Origin of the sequence: Sphingomonas faeni, from assembly GCF_030817315.1 — a bacterium.
GTDB lineage: Bacteria > Pseudomonadota > Alphaproteobacteria > Sphingomonadales > Sphingomonadaceae > Sphingomonas > Sphingomonas faeni_C.
The window spans coordinates 3,479,954-3,498,098 of sequence record NZ_JAUSZF010000001.1 but is presented as its reverse complement, the minus strand read 5'-3'; the positions used below and the strand labels follow the sequence as shown (position 1 = coordinate 3,498,098).

Below are 18,145 nucleotides of genomic sequence, written 5' to 3'. Positions count from 1 at the left end.
CACACTCTTCCTCATGCCACCTTGGCGAAGGCCGGGGCCCAATTGGGAGACGTCACTTGGTGAACGTAGTACCTCGTTACACCGGCCTTGCCAATTGGGCCCCGGCCTTCGCCGGGGCGGAGTGAGGTACCGGGGGGGGAGTGCGGTGCCGGGGTGGAATGACGCGGCGGCATCCCAGCGTTACAGCACCCCGCTGCCACCCGTGGCCGCGAAGGCGCTGCCACTGGTGAAGCTCGTTCCCGTCTCCGCCAGCGTCACGAACAGCGACGCCAGTTCCGCCGGCTGACCCGCACGGCCGAGCGGGGTGTCCTGGCCGAACTCGCCCATCTTGCCGGGAAGCTGCCCGCCCGCGACCTGGAGCGGCGTCCAGACCGGGCCCGGCGCGACCATGTTGACGCGGATACCCTTCTTGCCGAGCTGTTTCGCCAGCCCCTTGGTGAAGATCAGGATCGCGCCCTTAGTGGTGGCGTAATCCAGCAGTTCCTCGCCCGGATCGACCGAGTTGACCGACCCCGTGTTGATGATCGACGCGCCCAGCTTCATCAGCGGGATCGCCGCCTTGCAGAGGTGGAACATCGCATAGACGTTGGTCTTCATCGTGCGGTCGAACTGCTCGAAGCTGATCTCGGCGATCGATGCCTTCGACTGCTGGTACGCCGCGTTATTGACTAGGATGTCGAGCCCGCCGAGCTCGCGGTTCGCGCGCGCGATCAGGTCGTTGCAGAACTTCGCGTCGGTCAGGTCGCCGGGGATCAGCACGACCTTTCGCCCCTCGGCACGGAGCAGCTTAGCGACGTCCTGCGCATCGGGTTCTTCGGTCGGGTAATAGTTGATCGCGACGTCGGCGCCTTCGCGCGAGAATGCGATGACCGCAGCGCGACCGATGCCCGAGTCGCCGCCGGTCACCAGCGCCTTGCGGCCCTGGAGACGTCCGGAACCGCGATAGCTAGTCTCGCCGCAATCGGGGACGGGACGCATGTCGCGCTGGAGTGCCGGCCATTTCTGGCGCTGTTCGGGGAAGGGCGTCGAGGTGAACCGCGTCTGCGGATCGGCGAGTTGCGCCTGGCCCGCCCCCTGCCCTTGCGCGAAGGCCGGCGCGGCGGCTGCGGCGAGCCCGGTGACGGCGGCGCCCTTGAACAGGTCTCGGCGGCTGGTGTCGGTCATGATTGCGTGTCCTGCAAAAAATGTCTTGCGATGTCAGCGCGCAAGTCGGGCGAATGTTCACGCGATGTTGATCCAGGTCTTGTCGAAAGGTGGCGCCCTCCCCTAACCCGGCGCGATGCCCGACCTTCCCGCGACCGAGACCGAAGCCGCCGCCGAGCTGGAGACGCTCGCCGCGCAGATCGCGTATCATAATGCGCGCTATCATACCGACGACGCGCCCGAGATCAGCGATGCCGAGTATGACGCGCTGGTGCGGCGCAACACGGCGATCGAGGCGGCGTTTCCGGGCGCGGTGCGGAGCGATTCGCCGAGCCGGACTGTGGGTGCGGCACCCGCCGGGCATCTGGCAAAGGTCGCGCATGCCAAGGCGATGATGAGCCTCGACAACGCGTTCGCGGACGAGGAGGTCGAGGAGTTCGTAGCGCGCGTGCGCCGGTTCCTGAAGCTGGCGGAGGATGCACCGGTGGCGCTGACCGCGGAGCCGAAGATCGACGGGTTGTCGTGTTCGCTGCGGTATGAGGACGGGCGGCTGGTTCAGGCGCTGACGCGGGGCGATGGGCAGGTCGGCGAAGATGTCACCGCCAATGTGCGGACCATTGGCGATATTCCTCAACAGCTGAACGGCGAAGCACCCGCGATCTTTGAGGTTCGCGGCGAGGTTTATATGGCGAAGGACGACTTCGCCGCCTTGAACGCGCGCCTGCTCGCCGAGGCCGAAGAGACCGGCAAGGACGCGCGGCAGTTCGCCAATCCGCGCAACGCCGCCGCGGGGTCGTTGCGCCAGAAGGATGCGACGGTGACCGCGAGCCGGACGCTGCGATTCCTCGCACATGGCTGGGGCGAGGCGAGCGTCGTGCCGGGCGAGACCCAGGCCGAGGTCGTCGACACCTTGCGCGGTTGGGGCTTTCCGATCGCCGATGCGTTCGCGCGGGTCGAAGGAACGGCGGCGGCGCTCGACGTGTATCGGCGGATCGAAGCCGAGCGCGCGGACCTGCCGTTCGACATCGACGGCGTGGTCTACAAGGTCGATCGGCTCGACTGGCAGGCGCGGCTCGGCCAGGTTGCCAAGGCGCCGCGCTGGGCGATCGCGCACAAATTCCCCGCCGAGCGCGCACAGACGTTGCTCGAACGGATCGATATCCAGGTCGGGCGGACCGGCGCGATGACCCCGGTTGCGAGGCTGTCGCCCGTGACCGTCGGGGGTGTCGTCGTGACCAACGCGACGCTGCACAACGCCGACGAAATCGAGCGACTCGGCGTGCGGCCGGGCGACCGCGTGCTCGTCCAGCGCGCCGGCGACGTGATTCCGCAAATCGTCGAGAATTTGACGCCGGACGCCGAACGCGAGGCGTATGTCTTCCCGCACACCTGCCCCGAATGCGGGTCCGCCGCCGAGCGCGAAGAGGGCGAGGTCGTCTATCGCTGCACCGGGGGGCTGATCTGTCCGGCGCAGCGAGTCGAACGGCTGATCCACTTCGCCTCGCGCCACGCGTTCGACATCGGCGGGCTCGGCCAGACGCTGATCGAGGCATTCTTCCGCGACGGGCTGATCGAGTCGCCCGCGGATATCTTCCGCCTGACCGAGGAGCAGCTCGCCGCGCGGAAGAAGGACGGGCGCGTGTGGGCCGCCAAGGTCATCGCGGCGATCGAGCAGAAGCGGACGATCCCGCTCGATCGGTTCCTGTTCTCGCTCGGCATCCGCCACGTCGGCGAGATTACCGCGCGTGACCTCGCGCGACGGTATGTGTCGGCGCGCGCGCTCGGCTCGGTGTTGCGCCACGCGGTATTCCTGCGCGGCCAGATCGAGCCCGTGATGGGCGAACCAGAGCGCAAGTTCGTTCTCCGCCGCGACAAGCTCCTGGTCGGCGCGATCGAGACCGCGGGGATCGGCCCCGAAGTGGCGAGTGCGCTGGTCGGATTCTGCGCCGAACCGCACAACCGCCGAGTCGTGTTCGACCTGTTGCGCGAAGTGAAGCCCGCAGATGTCATCCACGAAACCCGCGAGTCGCCGGTGACGGGCGAGATCCTGGTCTTCACGGGCAGCCTCGAAACGCTGAGCCGCGACGAGGCCAAGGCGCAGGCCGAAGCGCTCGGCGCGCGGGTGGCGGCTTCGGTGTCGAGCAAGACGGGGTTGGTGATCGCGGGCCCCGGTGCAGGGTCGAAGCTGAAAAAAGCCACGGATCTCGGCATTCGCGTCATTACAGAAGCTGAATGGGCTGAGATCGTTACTGCAAGCTAAAGCCGAACACGCCTCTGCGCGAAGTCGGTTCCAGAGCCGCGGACTTGGTTCAACTGCGTGGCTTTTTTGCAACGCACCATCACCGAGTGCGTATGTGACGCTTCGCGACTCGCCAATGTCACAGAACCGAAATATCCCGCGTGCAGGGGCACGGATGTCCGGTGGGAAGCCGACATTCAGAGCCAAGGGCTCTAAGGGGACATTATTCAGATGCGTACCATGCTTGCTTGCGGCGTTGCATTCGCCGCGCTCATGATTCCAGCCGCGGCCTTCGCACAGTCGACCGGTTCACAGTCGTTTGACGAGTCGTCCGAGATCGTCGTCAGCGGTCGCAAGGAAAAGGCCGTAGGCGGCGTCGAGATTCCCGACTCGCCCAAGGCGAAGGTCCTGATCACCAGCGAGCTGATCCAGCGCCAGCGTGTTGGCCAGTCGATCAACGAAGTCCTCAACCTCGTCCCCGGTGTCAGCTTCACCAACAACGATCCCTGGGGTTCGTCGGGCGGCTCGTTTACGATCCGCGGCTTTAACTCGGACCGCATCTCGCAGACGTTCGACGGCGTGCCGCTCAACGATTCTGGCAACTATGCAGTCTATACGAACCAGCAACTCGACAGTGAGCTGATCGAGAACGTCAACGTCAACCTCGGTTCGACCGACGTCGACAGCCCGACTGCTTCGGCTGTCGGCGGCACCGTCAATATCAACTCGCTCAGGCCGAGCGACACGATGGGCGGACTGGTAACCGGATCGTACGGCAACATCATTGCACCCGGTTCGGGCGACCGTCCCTACACGCGCGTCTTTGGCATGATCCAGACCGGCGACTTTACCGGCCACGGCACGAAGGCTTGGTTTGCTGCATCCAACCTGCACAACGAGCCGGCGTTCGCAAACTATGGCGGAGTCCAAAAGTCGCAGTTCAATGCCAAACTCTGGCAGGACATCGGCAGCAACGGCGACTTCGTCTCGATTGCCGGTCACTACAACGTCAACCGTAACAACTTCGGCGGCTCGCCGCTGACGGCAGCTGGTTTCGTCGACGCGAACGGTAACATCAACGTCGACAAGAGCCGTCGTTTTTACAACATCGGTTATGGCACCGGTGCGGCAGCGGCCACCGGTGGCGCCCCCTGCAACACGGCAGCAGCGCGCCCCGGACTGGCCGATCTGCCGAACGCATGCGGCACTTCATTCGAGCGTCGCTACAACCCATCGAACACGGGCAACGCACGGTTCAACTCGCGCTTCACGCTCGCCGAAGGCCTGATCTTCTCAGCCGATGCTGCCTACCAGACGAGTAAAGCGAATGGCGGCGGCGTGACGACGAGCGTCAATGGGACGACGGGCGCCATTACCGGCAACGCTCGTGAGGGCGCATATGTACTGAATGGCCAATCGCTCTACGGTTTCTACGGCGGCGGCTATTATTTCGGTCGCGACCTGAATGGCGATGGCGACATCCTCGATCGCGTCACTCTGCTCAACCCTAGCCAGACGAAGACGAACCGCTACACCGCGGTCGCCAACCTGAGCTACGAACTGAACGACCAGAACCGTGTCCGCCTGTCGTACACGTTCGATCGTGCCAACCATCGTCAGACGGGCGAACTGGACTTCATCGATGCCGGTGGCGAGCCGTTCGATGTGTTCCCGGTCAACGAGCCGATCTTCGACGTGAACGGAAACGTGGTGCAAAAGCGCGACCGCAAGTCCTTCGCGACGCTGAACCAGGTTTCCGGCGAGTATCGCGGCCAGTTCCTCGAAGAGAAGCTGACTGTGCTGCTGGGTGTCCGAGCGCCGTTCTTCAAGCGCGAACTGAACCAGAACTGCTTCACCACGGGATCGAACGGCAACGTTGACTGCCCGTCGAGTGGGGCTTTGGCAGCGTATCAGGCGGCAAACCCGTATCTGGTCAATGCTACGACTGGTGTCATCACCGGCGCCGCTGCACCGCAGCAGCGCAACTACAAGTACGACAAGCTGCTGCCGAACATCGGTGCGACCTTCCACCTGACGCCGACGACGAGCGTTGCCGCCAATTATGCTAAGAACATCTCGGTTCCGAGCACCGATACACTGTACAATGCAGTGTATGTGCCCCTGAGCAGTGATGCATCGCAGCCGGCGGCGGAAACGTCGGACAGCTACGACCTGAGTCTGCGTTACCAGCGCAGCATCGTCCAGGCTGGCATCACCGGGTGGTATTCGAAGTACGTCAACCGCATCGTGTCGGCCTTCAACGACGACTGCCAGTGCAGCGTCGATACGAACCTGGGCGCCGTCAAGAAGTACGGCATCGACGGCAGCGTATCTGTCCGTCCGATCCCGCAAGTCTTGGCTTATGTCTTTGGTTCGTACATTCACTCGGAAATCGAGGATAACGTTGCCGGGGTCGGCGGAACGCTGGTCGCTACAGCCGGCAAGCGCGAACGCAATACGCCGAAGTTCATGTACGGTGGCCGCTTGCAGGGTTCGCTCGGTAACCTCGATGTCGGCGGTCAGGTCAAGTACACCGGTTCGCGCTTCTTGAACGACATCAATACACAGAAGTTCGGCGGCTACACGGTCGTCGATCTTGACGTGCGCTATTCGCTGGCATCGTTCGGCATGCCGAAGACGGCGATCCAGCTGAACCTGACGAACCTGTTCGACAAGTTCTACATCGGATCGTTCAGTGGCGGCCTCACCACGGCGAACTCTACCAACGTGAACTTCGGTTCGCCGCGTGCGATCAGCGGCTCGCTCATCGTCGGCTTCTAAGCCTTCGACATAGAGAAGAACGAAGGACGCCGCTCCAGCGATGGAGCGGCGTTTCTCGTTATGGTCCAGGAGAGCGACTGTCACCCTGCGATCAGACCGGGGCCCTCGCACTCGCAGGCATCGTGCGAAGGCGAAGGGTCTGACCGATGTATGCTCGGCTTTTGCCTGGGGTAGCGTCGACGTGTAAGAGCGCAGGCCGATGGCTAATTCTTCCGCCCCGCACCCTGGCTCCTCCGCCTTGAACTCCGCCCGGCGACTGCCCTTCACGGCGCGGCCGTTCTTCGAGAACAAGGCGCGGGCGTTCTGGATTTTGCAGGCGGTCGGGTGGAGCGGGTACCTGCTGTTGCGCGGGGTGGTGTCGATCTCGAACGGCCTGTCACTCGACGGGGTGATCCCGGTGATCGTCGAGGCGATCGTCGGGTATTGCATCACGCTGCTGCTCTCGACGATGTACGGCCAGTATCGGCGGATGAACCGGCTTGTCGGGATCTTCCTGACGATCGCGACGCTGGCCGCCGCGACGTTCCTGTATGCGGTGCTCGACGCGTTCACCTTCTCGTTCATCGCGACCGCGACGCCGGGCGTGACTCTCACGCGGCTGCTCGGGTCGGTGTACGTCACCTTTACCGTGCTGTTCGGGTGGTCGGCGCTGTATTTCGGGATCAATTTCTACCTGATCGTCGAGCAACAGATCGACCAAATGGAGCATCTGGAGAACCAGGCGTCGTCGGCGCAGCTGGCGATGCTGCGCTATCAGCTCAACCCGCATTTCCTGTTCAACACGCTGAACTCGATCTCGACCTTGGTGCTGCTCAAGCAGACCGAGCGGGCGAATGCGATGCTGAGCCGGCTGTCGTCGTTCCTGCGCTATACGCTGGCGAACGAGCCGACCGCGCACGTCACCGTCGCGCAGGAGGTGGACCAGCTGAAGCTGTATCTGGAGATCGAGAAGATGCGCTTCGAGGATCGGATGCGGCCGAAGTTCGACATCGATCCGCGTGCCGAACGCGCCCGGCTGCCGTCGCTGCTGCTCCAACCGCTCGTCGAAAACGCGATCAAATATGCCGTCACGCCGCAGGAGGAAGGCGCCGAAATTTGCGTCGAAGTGCGGCTCGCCGGGGAACGCGTGCAGATCGCCGTATCCGATACCGGTCCGGGCTTGATCGAGGGCCGGATCGGTTCAAGCCATTCGACAGGCGTGGGGCTCGCTAATATTAGAGACAGGTTGGCTCAGGCATATGGGCCCGACCACCGTTTCGAAACGCGCTCCACGCCCGCTGGCGGCTTCTCGGTCGAGATCGAGATTCCGTATCAGCTTGAAGACGTGAACAGAGAGGCCGCATGACCATCCGTACCATTCTCGTCGACGACGAGCCGCTGGCGATCCAGGGGCTGGAACTCCGACTCCAGGCCCATGAAGACGTCGAGATCATCGAAAAATGCTCGAACGGCCGCGAGGCCATCCGCGCGATCAAGACGCACAAGCCCGACTTGGTCTTCCTCGATATCCAGATGCCGGGGTTCGACGGGTTCTCCGTCGTGCAGGGCCTGATGGAGGTCGAGCCGCCTTTGTTCGTGTTCGTGACCGCGTATTCGGACCATGCCTTGCGCGCGTTCGAGGCTCAGGCGGTGGATTATCTGATGAAGCCGGTCGAGGAATCTCGGCTGGCCGATACGATCGAGCGGGTTCGCCAGCGGCTGAGCGAGAAGCGCGGCGTCGAGGAGGTCGATCGATTGCGCGAAGTGCTCGCCGATGTGGCGCCGGATGCGGCAGCAGACATGCCGGACGGGGATGCGGTGTCGGCGAACCGGTTCGAGAAGCTCATCAACATCAAGGATCGCGGGCAGATCTTCCGCGTGGATGTGGATACGATCGAGCGGATCGATGCAGCTGGCGATTACATGTGTATCTATACTGGCGATAATACGCTGATTTTGCGCGAGACTATGAAGGATCTGGAGAAGCGGCTCGATCCGCGGCGTTTCCAGCGGGTGCATCGGTCTACGATCGTGAATTTGGATCTGGTTAAGCAGGTTAAGCCGCATACTAACGGGGAATGCTTCCTGGTGTTGAATTCGGGGGCTAGCGTGAAGGTTTCTCGGTCGTATCGTGATGTGGTGGCGCGGTTCGTTCATTGAGGTGAGGCTGCGGGCGTGACCTTGCCCCCACGTCCCGTCATCCTACCCCCTCCCGTCATCCTGACGAAAGTCAGGATCCAGGTAACGGGCGTCGCCCTCGATGGCTCTGGATCCTGACTTTCGTCAGGATGACGGACGATGGGGGAGGATGTTGGGGGCGCGCTTTCGGGGGCGCCCTTTCCGAGTCCGTCCTTGCCGATCTAGGTCCCAACTTTCGTCGGGATGACGGGGTTGCGTTTCGTTAGCGGACGCTCTCCCCGTTTCCTCGACCCAATTAACCAGTCCCTAAACCCCTCGGCGTAGAGTGGGGGGATGAAGACGTCGGGTTACGGCCTTTATCCCCATGCCTCGATCAGTTTGCCCGCGTTTGGTGATGGCGACGTCGTGCGTGCCGGCGGATCGCCTCGCTGCGGTCGCGCAGGTTCAGCCCGAGCGTAATTTTCGCGCGCTGGAGCGGATGGCGCTGCATGTGCCGGATGACATCTCGGCGAAGATCGCAGCGGCCACGCCTGAGGCGGCCTTTGCGGCGGTTGTGCCTGCGGTTGCGCCCCCCTTTGTAACTTCGAACTCCGTTGACGACGCGAGTCGTGCGGCGGAGGTGCAGCGGGCGGTGGCGCAGGTGGTGTTGAACCGGGTGCGCGACCGGGCTTTTCCGAACAGCGTGTGCGGGGTCGTGTATCAGGGGGCCGAGCGGCGGACCGGGTGTCAGTTCAGCTATACGTGCGATGGTTCGATGAACCGTGCGCGGGAGTTGGGGGCTTGGGATCGCGCGCGCGGTTGCGGCGGCGGCGCTTGGTGGGAGCGTCTTTGCGCCGGTCGGGGCGGCGAGTTCGTTTCATACGACGAGCATTTTGCCGTGGTGGGCGTCGAGTCTGGCGCGGATCACTAAGGTCGGGACGCATGTGTTCTATCGGTGGCAGGGGACGCTGGAGCGGGCGCTGACGTTTCGGCAGGCTTATGCCGGGGTTCGGGGGTGCGGGTTCATGTTGGTGGGCGGGCTGCTGGAATACTTGGCGGTGGCGAGGGTTCGGATGATCGTTTCGGACGAGAGCTGATAATCTCCCTCCCCTTTAGGGGAGGGTTGGGGCGCCGCGGCGTGCGAGACGTTTTTGGCAATGCCCCACCCCTACCCTCCCCTGACGGGGAGGAAGTTTGGTTCGTTTGCCGTTCCGATAGCTGCACCACCCCGGCGGAGGCCGGGGCCCAGTTGGGTGACGTCGCCAACTGCGGACCGCGCCTCATCATCACGGCCTTTCCACTTGGACCCCGGCCTTCGCCGGGGTGGCGGTAGGAGGGAAACCTGCCCTTGCTGTTGCTCCCGCGCGACCCTCCGGCTGCCCCGTTCAAGCTACGTCCAGCCGGATGACGCACCGGTGTTGGCTGGAATGTCTTCTCCCCTCCCTGAAAGGGAGGGGTCGGGGGTGGGTCGGGTTCCGCGCGGTCCTTCGGTCGTGGCTCGAACCGGCCTACCACCCCCTGCCCCTCCCTTTCAGGGAGGGGGGCGCGGCTCGACCTTGGGGGGCTTGAGCCCCCCCTTCCCCTCCCCTCGCAAAACCATGCTGCATCTGCTAACGGCAGCCCCATGCTGAATCTGAACAATATCACGGTGCGCCTGGGCGGACGCGTTATCCTCGATGGCGCCACGGCTGCGTTGCCGCCGGGCTCGCGCGTCGGGCTGATCGGGCGCAACGGCGCGGGCAAGTCGACGATGGTGCGCGTGATCGCAGGGCAGCTGGAGCCGGACGACGGTTCCGCCGACATGCCGAAGGGCGCGCGGATCGGGTATCTCGCGCAGGAGGCGCCGCACGGCGTGAAGACGCCGTTCGAGACGGTGCTCGAAGCCGACCTGGAACGCGCCGCGCTGATGATCGAGAGCGAGACGAGCGAGGATCCCGACCGGCTCGGCGACGTGTACGAGCGGCTGATCGCGATCGACGCGTACACCGCGCCCGCGCGCGCCGCGCAGATCCTGCTCGGGCTCGGGTTCGACGAGGATATGCAGGCGCGCACGCTCGACAGCTTCTCGGGTGGCTGGAAGATGCGCGTGGCGCTCGCCGCCCTGCTGTTCTCGCAGCCGGACCTGCTGCTGCTCGACGAGCCTTCGAACCATCTCGATCTCGAAGCAGTGATGTGGCTCGAGGACTTCCTCAAGGGCTACAAGGCGACGATCGTGGTGGTCAGCCACGAGCGCGATTTCCTCAACAACGTGGTCGATCACATCCTGCATCTGCAGGGCGGCAAGATCACGCTGTATCCGGGCGGCTACGATGCGTTCGAGCGGCAGCGGGCCGAGCGGCTCGCGCAGATCGAGGCGGCCCGCGCCAACCAGGCGGTGCAGCGCGAGAAGCTGCAGGAATATATCGCGAAAAATAGCGCCCGCGCTTCCACGGCGAAGCAGGCGCAGTCGCGGCAGAAGATGCTGTCGAAGATGCAGCCGATCGCCGAGAGCTATAACGATCCGACGCTGTCATTCGGCTTCCCCAACCCGACCGAGTTGCGTCCACCTTTGATCACGCTCGACATGGCGACCGTGGGTTACGCCGACGTGCCGATACTGAAGCGGCTCAACATGCGGCTCGATCCCGACGACCGGGTCGCGCTGCTCGGGCGCAACGGCAACGGCAAGACCACGCTCGCGCGGCTGCTGGCGGCGCAGTTGACGCCGATGGACGGCGAGATGTCGTCGTCGGGCAAGATGAAGGTCGGGTATTTCACCCAGTATCAGGTTGAGGAACTCGATCCGACCGATTCGCCGATCGAGCATATGTCGCATCTGATGAAGGGGGCGACGCCGGCGGCCGTCCGCGCGCAGTTGGGGCGGTTCGGGTTCTCGGGTGACAAGGCGACGACGCGGGTCGGCAAGTTGTCGGGTGGCGAGCGCGCGCGTCTGGCGCTGGCGCTGATCACGCGGGATGCGCCGCATCTGCTAATCCTCGATGAGCCTACCAACCATCTGGACGTTGATGCGCGCGAGGCTCTGGTGCAGGCGCTCAATGCGTATACCGGCGCGGTGGTGCTGGTCAGCCATGACCGGCATATGCTGGAGCTTACCGCGGACCGGCTGGTGCTGGTCGACGACGGCACGGCGAAGGAGTTCGACGGCAGCCTCGACGACTATATCGCGTTCGTCCTGAAGGGCGACGGCGGCAAGGGCGACGCGGCGTCGAAGGCCGACAAGAAGGCGGGCAAGAAGGCCGCGGCGGATGCGAAGAGCAACGATGCGGCGTTGCGGAAGGCTCTGCGCGAGATCGAGGAGCAGACCGCGAAGTTCACCAAGGAGCGGAATGCTCTGGATCGTGCGATGGTCGACCCGGCGAGTGCTGAGCCGCGGTTCTCGCGGATGTCCATGGGGGACCTGAGCAAGCGTCGTGCCGAGGTGCATGCAAAGCTGGAGGCTAGCGAGGCTAAGTGGCTGGAAGCTAGCGAGGCGCTGGAGGGGGTGGCGGCTTAAGCGGCTTCTGCGCCTCCCCTGGGGGAGCCGCCTAGTCCGTTCTTGCCCCCCTCCCTGGAAGGGAGGGGTTGGGGGTGGGTCGGGTTCCGCGTGTTCAGGCGGTTGCGGCACAAGCTGGCCTACCCACCCCCGGCCCCTCCCTTTCAGGGAGGGGGGAAGATCGGGTCAGCCTTCGTCTGTATCTGACGTGGCAGGGCGCTCGAACCAGGCCTCTACCGGGCCGACGAGCTTCAGCGTCAGGGGATTGCCGTTGCGGTCCACCTTCTTGCCGAGTGCGACTCGGATCCAGCCTTCCGAGATGCAATATTCCTCGACGTCGTGGCGGACCTTGTCCTTGAAGCGGATGCCGATGCCGCGTTCGAGCAGGTCCTGCTGGAAGAACGGGCTGCGCTGGTTGATCGAGAGGCGATCGGGGGGCGTGTCGCCGGTTGCGGCCGGGGTGGCGGCGGCTTCGGTCTCGGGCGTGTTGGGCGTGTCGGTCATGGTCGCGCGTCTAGCGGCAAGCGCCTGCCCCGCGCCAGAAAAAAGCACGTGACGCGAAAGGGGCGCCGGGATTGCTCCCGACGCCTCCTTGCTGTCGTTCGATCGGGTCAGCTGCAGACCTGTACCGATACCCGGTCGCCGTAATAGGGATCGACCCGCCACTCGTTCCAGCACCGCGGACGATAGTCCTCGCGGTAATAGGTGCGGACCGGTGGGTTGTAATAGGCCACCGGCGGCGGGGCGTAATAACCGCCATTGTAATAGCCGCGGTCGTAATAGCGATTGCGGTTGTTGCTGCTCGCGATCGCTGCGCCGACGCCCAGGCCTAGGATACCGCCGAGCACGGCTGCACCGGCTGCGTTGCCGCCGCCGCGATGACCGTGCCAGCCGCGACCATAGCCGCCGCGGCCCCAGCGCTGTGCATCGGCCGGTACCGCGGCTGTCAGCGCGGTCGCTGCGAGGGCTACCCCCAAACCTGCCTTCTTCAAAAATCCGTTCATCATCCGAACTCCGTTACTAGTTACGCCCGGTCCGCCTGGGACAAACGCATAAGTGTCCGGCCGTGTTTCAGGCTGTAGGTGATTCGGTCTGAACTGCGGCGGAACGGGCTGTTAACCCACGGTATATCTGTGTGGGCGTGTCCCGTGCGGGGACGCGGGAGCAGGCGAACGATTGGGCGTTGGTGATCGGCGGGCTGGCGCTTTCCGGGTCGCCGGTGAAGTTGCGGGCGGTCGACGCGCCTGCGCGGACGGCCCAGGTCGTTGCGGAGGTTCCGCCGAGGCCGGTTGCCGTCGCTGCCCAGGAACCGGTCGATGCGTATGTCGTGAAGCGGGTGCTGGATGTGCCCGAACCGCTGCGCAACGGGGCGTATTACTGGGATACGGAGGGCGTGCCCGAGGGGCCGATCGTGATCACCGTCGATCTGGTCGCGCAGACCTTGTCGATCTTTCGCGCAGGGTACGAGATCGGGACGGCTGCGGTGATCTATGGCGCGGACGAGAAGCCGACTCCGCTGGGGGTGTTCACGGTTACGCAGAAGGACGCGCATCATGTGTCGAACCTCTACGGTGCGCCGATGCCGTATATGCTGCGGCTGACCAATGATGGGGTTTCGATCCATGGCAGTGCGCTGATGGATGGGAAGTACGCTACGCATGGATGCGTGGGGGTGCCTACTGCTTTTGCAAAATTGATCTTTGGGCGGGTTGGGGTTGGAGATCGGGTTATTGTTACGAGTGGGGAGATGTTGGAGCGGGGTGGGCGGATTACTGCTGCGTGATTGCGCGTGGTTTCGGCCGTTAGCGCGCCGTGCCCTCACCTTTCGCCGCCTTGGCGTCTTTTCCTCTCCGCGGGGGAGAGGATTTTAGTGCGCGGGTGGTTGCCCGGGGGCGACGTTCCCCCCTCCCTGGAAGGGAGGGGTTGGGGGTGGGTTGGCCGGCTTTGGCCATCGCCGCTCGATAATGCGGAAGCCCACCCACCCCCGGCCCCTCCCTTTCAGGGAGGGGGGAAGGAGTGGGCTGGTCATGTATTCACGCACAAACGAAAAGGGCCGGAGGTTTCCCTCCGGCCCTTCTTCATTTCCTAGCAAGCGCGACACGGCGAAGCCGTGTCGTCGGACCCGCTTTAGCGAGGCCGGCCGAGCGCCTGAGGCTCAGCCGGCTTCGCCGTGCTGGCCTCAGGCGCTCTGCTTAGCCCGGCTCGCGCGCTTACGCTCGTTCGCATCAAGGAAGCGCTTGCGCAGGCGGATCGACTTCGGCGTCACTTCGACCATCTCGTCGTCGTCGATGTACGCGATCGCCTGCTCCAGCGTCGCGCGCTTCGGCGGGGACAGGCGGACCTGGTCGTCCTTGCCGCCCGAGGCGCGGAAGTTGGTCAGCGCCTTGGTCTTCATTGGGTTGACCTCGAGGTCGTCCGGCTTGGCGTTCTCGCCGACGATCATGCCCTCATAGAGAGCCTCGCCATGGCCCACGAACAGGATGCCGCGCTCTTCGAGCGGACCCAGTGCGTAGTTGTTGGCTTCACCCGAACCGTTCGAGATCAGCACGCCGTTCTTGCGACCCTCGATCGGACCCTTGTGCGGGCCGTACTTCTCGAACAGCCGGTTCATGATGCCCGTGCCGCGCGTGTCGGACAGGAACTCGCCATGATAGCCGATCATCCCGCGCGACGGCGCCGAGAAGGTGATGCGGGTCTTGCCGCCGGTCGACGGACGCATGTCGGTCATCTCGGCCTTACGCGTGTTCATCTTCTCGACGACGGTGCCCGAATGCTCCTCGTCGACGTCGATGATGACGGTCTCGTACGGCTCGGTCTTCTTGCCGTTCTCGTCCTCGCCGAACAACACGCGCGGACGCGAGATGCCCAGCTCGAAGCCCTCGCGGCGCATCGTCTCGATCAGCACGCCGAGTTGAAGCTCGCCGCGGCCGGCAACTTCGAAGCTGTCCTTGTCGGCCGCCTCGGTCACCTTCACGGCGACGTTCGACTCGGCTTCGCGGAACAGGCGCTCGCGGATCATGCGCGACGTCACCTTGGTGCCTTCGCGGCCCGCCATCGGCGAATCGTTCACGGCAAAACGCATCGACAGCGTGGGGGGATCGATCGGCTGCGCGTGCAGCGGCTCGGTCACCGTGATGTCGGCGATCGTGTCGGCCACGGTCGCAACCGAAAGCCCTGCGAGCGAGATGATGTCGCCGGCCTTGGCTTCGTCGACCGGCACGCGGTCGAGACCACGGAACGACATGATCTTCGAGGCGCGACCGGTTTCGATGATCTTGCCGTCGTTATCCAGCGCGTGGATCGGCTGGTTGGTCTTCACGGTACCCGAATTGACGCGGCCGGTGAGGACGCGGCCGAGGAACGGATCGCGGTCGAGCAGCGTGACGAGGAAGGTGAACGGCACGCCGGCGACTTCCACGGCGGGCGGCGGCACGTGCTTCACGATCGTCTCGAACATCGGGATCAGCGTGCCTTCGCGCGCGTCCATGTCGGTCGAGGCATAGCCGTTGCGACCCGATGCGTAGAGCACGGGGAAGTCGAGCTGGTCGTCGTTCGCGTCGAGCGACACGAACAGGTCGAACACTTCGTCGAGCACTTCCTGAATGCGCGCGTCGTTACGATCGACCTTGTTGACGACGACGATCGGCTTCAGGCCGAGCGCGAGCGCCTTGCCGGTGACGAACTTGGTCTGCGGCATCGCGCCTTCCGACGAGTCGACCAGCAGGACGACGCCGTCGACCATCGACAGGATGCGCTCGACTTCGCCGCCGAAATCGGCGTGGCCGGGCGTGTCGACGATGTTGATGCGGATGCTCTCGGACTCGCCGGGAGGGGTCCAGTCGACCGAGGTCGGCTTGGCGAGAATGGTGATGCCACGCTCTTTTTCGAGGTCGTTCGAATCCATTGCGCGCTCTTCGACGCGCTGGTTGTCGCGGAAGGTGCCGGACTGGCGGAAGAGCTGGTCGACCAGCGTCGTCTTGCCGTGATCGACGTGCGCAATGATCGCCACGTTGCGGAGGCTCATGAATGTATTCTCTTGAAACGAGGAACGGGGTTGGCGCGCGCCATAGCGTAATTGTTGCGCCGCGGGAAGCCGCAGCGGCATTTCGTCGCCTTTAGAGGGAACCTCCGCGGCGCTTGTATGTTCCGGCGGCGAGAATCGCGCGGGGATCGCGGACCGCCAGCATCGCCCTGAGCGCGGCGTGTTTGTCGGGGGCGGCGGCGTAGTAACGCTGCCAGATCCGCAGGCCCATCCAATAGCCGAGTTCGGGCGGCCAGCCGGCGGGCGGCGTGGAGTAGTTGCCGATCCAGCGGGCGTACGCCTTGGCTTCGGGCGAGCCTTCCTCCGGGTCGACCTTGTCGGTGAGCTTGCGGGTGAGCGCGATGTCGGCCTGCATCTGGCGCCAGAGTTCGGCCTCGCGGGGGGTGGCCCAGGCGGCGCGCGCGGCGTCGGGCTCCTCGCCGGTGACGAGTTGGGCGATGAAGTCCGCCGCGCCCTCGACGAGGATCGCGGTGAGAAGCGGGTCGCGGGCGAGCGTCATCCCGGCGTCCTGCTGGAAGGAATGCACCGTCTCGTGCGCGAAGAAATGGCAGAGCGTCTGGCGAAGTTTCTCGGGTGTGGGGGACATGCGGCACAGCACTTCGAGGCCGAGTACCTGCGCGCCGGGCTTGGCCGTGCCGCCCGAGGTGTTCGCGCCGAAGACTATATAGACTTGGGGCAGCTTCACGTCTGGGAGCGCGCCGTGGAGGCCGAGATAGATCGACCGGAGATCGGCGGTGGCGGCCTTCGCGGCGGGGAGGCACGTCTTGATCGCCTGCGCGTATCGGGTCGGGTTGGCGGCGATCGCGCGCGCGAGATTGTCGGCGTCGACGATCCGGCCGGGGGTGAAGACGCCGATCCCGAAACTGCCCTTGTCGAGATAGTCGCGTTTCAGTTGCGCGGCGCTGGGTTTGCCTTTGGTCTTGGCGAACAGGGTTGCGAAGCGGTCGGCGTCTTCGGTGTGGATCGTGGCGGTTAGTGGGTCGGCTGGCGGGGGACGATTCGTGGCGGCCGCGGGGAGGAGGGCGAGTGCGAGGATCAGCGGGCGGAGCATGGTCCGCAGCGTATCGTGTGGTTTGGTCGCCGCCAGTCTTATTCGGCCGTGAGATGCCCCACATCAGCCCAAAGCCGTTCCCCCGCGTTCGCGGGGGAACGAGAAGAGGGTTTAGGACAGCCCTTCAACGGCACCACCCCGGCGGAGGCCGGGGCCCAATTGGAAAGGTCGCAATGATGGTGTGCTGCCATCCGTTAGCAGTGTCCCCCAATTGGGCCCCGGCCTTCGCCGGGGTGGTGGCCTAGGTTAACGGGACGCGCTGGAAAATCGGAAAGGCTCAGAACCCCTCCAGCACGATCTTACCCTTCGCCGTATGGCTCTCGATCCGCTCATGCGCCCGCCGCAAATTCGCTGCGTCGATGGTCCCGAAATTCTCCGCCAGCGTCGTCCGGATCGTCCCCGCATCGACCAACGCCGCGACCTCGTCGAGCAACCGCCCCTGCTCGCCCATATCCGGCGTCTGGAACAGCGAGCGCGTGTACATCAGCTCCCAGTGGACCGAGATCGACTTCTGCTTCAGCGGCGCGATGTCGAGCGTCTTGGGGTCGTCGATCAGCGCGAGGCGGCCCTGCGGCGCGATCAACGTGGCGATTTCAGCGATGTGCTCGTCGGTATGCGTCGTCGAGAACACATAGGCAGGAGCCCCCAGCCCGAGCGCCTCGACCTGTTCGGCGAGCGGCTTGCGGTGGTCGATCACGTGGTGCGCGCCGAGATCCTCGACCCAGCCTCGCGTCTCGTCGCGCGAGGCGGTGGCAATGATGGTCAGGTCGGTGAGCTTGCGCGCGAGCTGAATCGTGATCGACCCTACCCCGCCCGCGCCGCCGATGATCAGGATCGCGTTCGCCGCACCGGGCACGGGCTTGCGCACGTCAAGCCGGTCGAACAGCGTCTCCCACGCGGTGATCGAGGTCAGCGGCAGCGCCGCCGCCTGCGCCCAATCGAGCGACTGCGGCTTGTGGCCGACGATCCGTTCGTCGACGAGGTGGTATTCGGCATTGGTGCCGGGCCGGTCGATCGCACCGGCGTAGAACACCGCGTCGCCGACCGCGAACCTGGTCACATCGGGGCCGACTGCGACGACGATGCCCGCTGCGTCCCAGCCCAGCACCTGCGGCTTGCCGTCGGGATCGGCGCGGTTCTGGCGGATCTTGGTGTCGACCGGGTTGACCGACACCGCCTTCACCTCGACGAGCAGGTCGCGGCCGGTCGCTTCGGGCTTGGCGATGTCGAGATCGACGAGCGACTGCGGATCGTCGATCGGAAGCGACTTGGTGTAGCCGATGGCGCGCATGCTGGAACTCCTGTGATGTCGGCCCCAAG

At 64.7% G+C, this 18,145-nt stretch carries 13 protein-coding genes; 7 read left to right on the top strand and 6 right to left on the bottom strand.

The window, feature by feature from the left end; all coding sequences use genetic code 11:
• Positions 1 to 180: 180 nt before the first annotated feature.
• Positions 181 to 1,164 (bottom strand): SDR family oxidoreductase, encoded by a 984-nt coding sequence (locus QFZ54_RS16220; RefSeq protein WP_307088808.1) that lies wholly within the window; start codon positions 1,162 to 1,164, stop codon positions 181 to 183.
• Between the two features lie 115 nt (positions 1,165 to 1,279).
• Here QFZ54_RS16220 and ligA point away from each other — a divergent pair, with 115 nt between their 5' ends.
• The 6 genes from ligA to QFZ54_RS16190 all read left to right on the top strand — a co-directional run bounded on the left by ligA (position 1,280) and on the right by QFZ54_RS16190 (position 11,753).
• Positions 1,280 to 3,403 (top strand): NAD-dependent DNA ligase LigA, encoded by a 2,124-nt coding sequence (ligA, locus tag QFZ54_RS16215; protein ID WP_307088806.1) that lies wholly within the window; start codon positions 1,280 to 1,282, stop codon positions 3,401 to 3,403.
• 210 nt (positions 3,404 to 3,613) lie between these two features.
• On the top strand, positions 3,614 to 6,163 hold the full coding sequence (locus tag QFZ54_RS16210) for a TonB-dependent receptor (protein ID WP_307088804.1): 2,550 nt from the start codon (positions 3,614 to 3,616) through the stop codon (positions 6,161 to 6,163).
• Positions 6,164 to 6,362: 199 nt separating this feature from the next.
• Positions 6,363 to 7,508 (top strand): sensor histidine kinase, encoded by a 1,146-nt coding sequence (locus QFZ54_RS16205; protein ID WP_307088802.1) that lies wholly within the window; start codon positions 6,363 to 6,365, stop codon positions 7,506 to 7,508.
• Positions 7,505 to 8,302, top strand: a complete 798-nt coding sequence (locus tag QFZ54_RS16200) for a LytR/AlgR family response regulator transcription factor (RefSeq protein ID WP_031393111.1) — start codon at positions 7,505 to 7,507, stop codon at positions 8,300 to 8,302. Before QFZ54_RS16205 ends, QFZ54_RS16200 begins: the two co-directional genes overlap by 4 nt.
• A 373-nt stretch (positions 8,303 to 8,675) precedes the next feature.
• The gene (locus QFZ54_RS16195) at positions 8,676 to 9,191 is read left to right on the top strand and encodes a cell wall hydrolase (protein ID WP_307088796.1); all 516 of its coding nucleotides are present in this window, start codon (positions 8,676 to 8,678) and stop codon (positions 9,189 to 9,191) included.
• Positions 9,192 to 9,884: 693 nt separating this feature from the next.
• A complete protein-coding gene (locus QFZ54_RS16190; protein ID WP_307088794.1) occupies positions 9,885 to 11,753 on the top strand; it encodes an ABC-F family ATP-binding cassette domain-containing protein in 1,869 nt (622 codons plus the stop codon).
• A gap of 165 nt (positions 11,754 to 11,918) precedes the next feature.
• Here the strand turns inward: QFZ54_RS16190 and QFZ54_RS16185 are convergent, their stop codons facing one another.
• Together QFZ54_RS16185 and QFZ54_RS16180 are read right to left on the bottom strand one after the other, a co-directional pair.
• The gene (locus QFZ54_RS16185) at positions 11,919 to 12,236 is read right to left on the bottom strand and encodes a DUF3297 family protein (protein WP_307088792.1); all 318 of its coding nucleotides are present in this window, start codon (positions 12,234 to 12,236) and stop codon (positions 11,919 to 11,921) included.
• A gap of 107 nt (positions 12,237 to 12,343) precedes the next feature.
• Entirely contained in the window at positions 12,344 to 12,739 is a 396-nt protein-coding gene (locus QFZ54_RS16180) for a hypothetical protein (RefSeq protein ID WP_373458559.1), read from the bottom strand.
• Between the two features lie 128 nt (positions 12,740 to 12,867).
• Between QFZ54_RS16180 and QFZ54_RS16175 the strand changes: the two genes are divergently transcribed.
• Positions 12,868 to 13,515: a L,D-transpeptidase family protein gene (locus QFZ54_RS16175; protein WP_307088790.1), complete on the top strand. Its 648-nt coding sequence runs from the start codon at positions 12,868 to 12,870 to the stop codon at positions 13,513 to 13,515.
• Between the two features lie 396 nt (positions 13,516 to 13,911).
• Here QFZ54_RS16175 and typA read toward each other — a convergent pair whose 3' ends face one another.
• The 3 genes from typA to QFZ54_RS16160 form a co-directional block, all read right to left on the bottom strand.
• The gene (gene typA / locus QFZ54_RS16170; protein ID WP_307088789.1) at positions 13,912 to 15,756 is read right to left on the bottom strand and encodes a translational GTPase TypA; all 1,845 of its coding nucleotides are present in this window, start codon (positions 15,754 to 15,756) and stop codon (positions 13,912 to 13,914) included.
• A 91-nt stretch (positions 15,757 to 15,847) separates the two neighbouring features.
• A complete protein-coding gene (locus QFZ54_RS16165) occupies positions 15,848 to 16,825 on the bottom strand; it encodes a hypothetical protein (RefSeq protein ID WP_307088787.1) in 978 nt (325 codons plus the stop codon).
• A gap of 277 nt (positions 16,826 to 17,102) precedes the next feature.
• Positions 17,103 to 18,116 (bottom strand): zinc-binding alcohol dehydrogenase family protein, encoded by a 1,014-nt coding sequence (locus QFZ54_RS16160; RefSeq protein WP_307088785.1) that lies wholly within the window; start codon positions 18,114 to 18,116, stop codon positions 17,103 to 17,105.
• Positions 18,117 to 18,145: the final 29 nt, after the last annotated feature.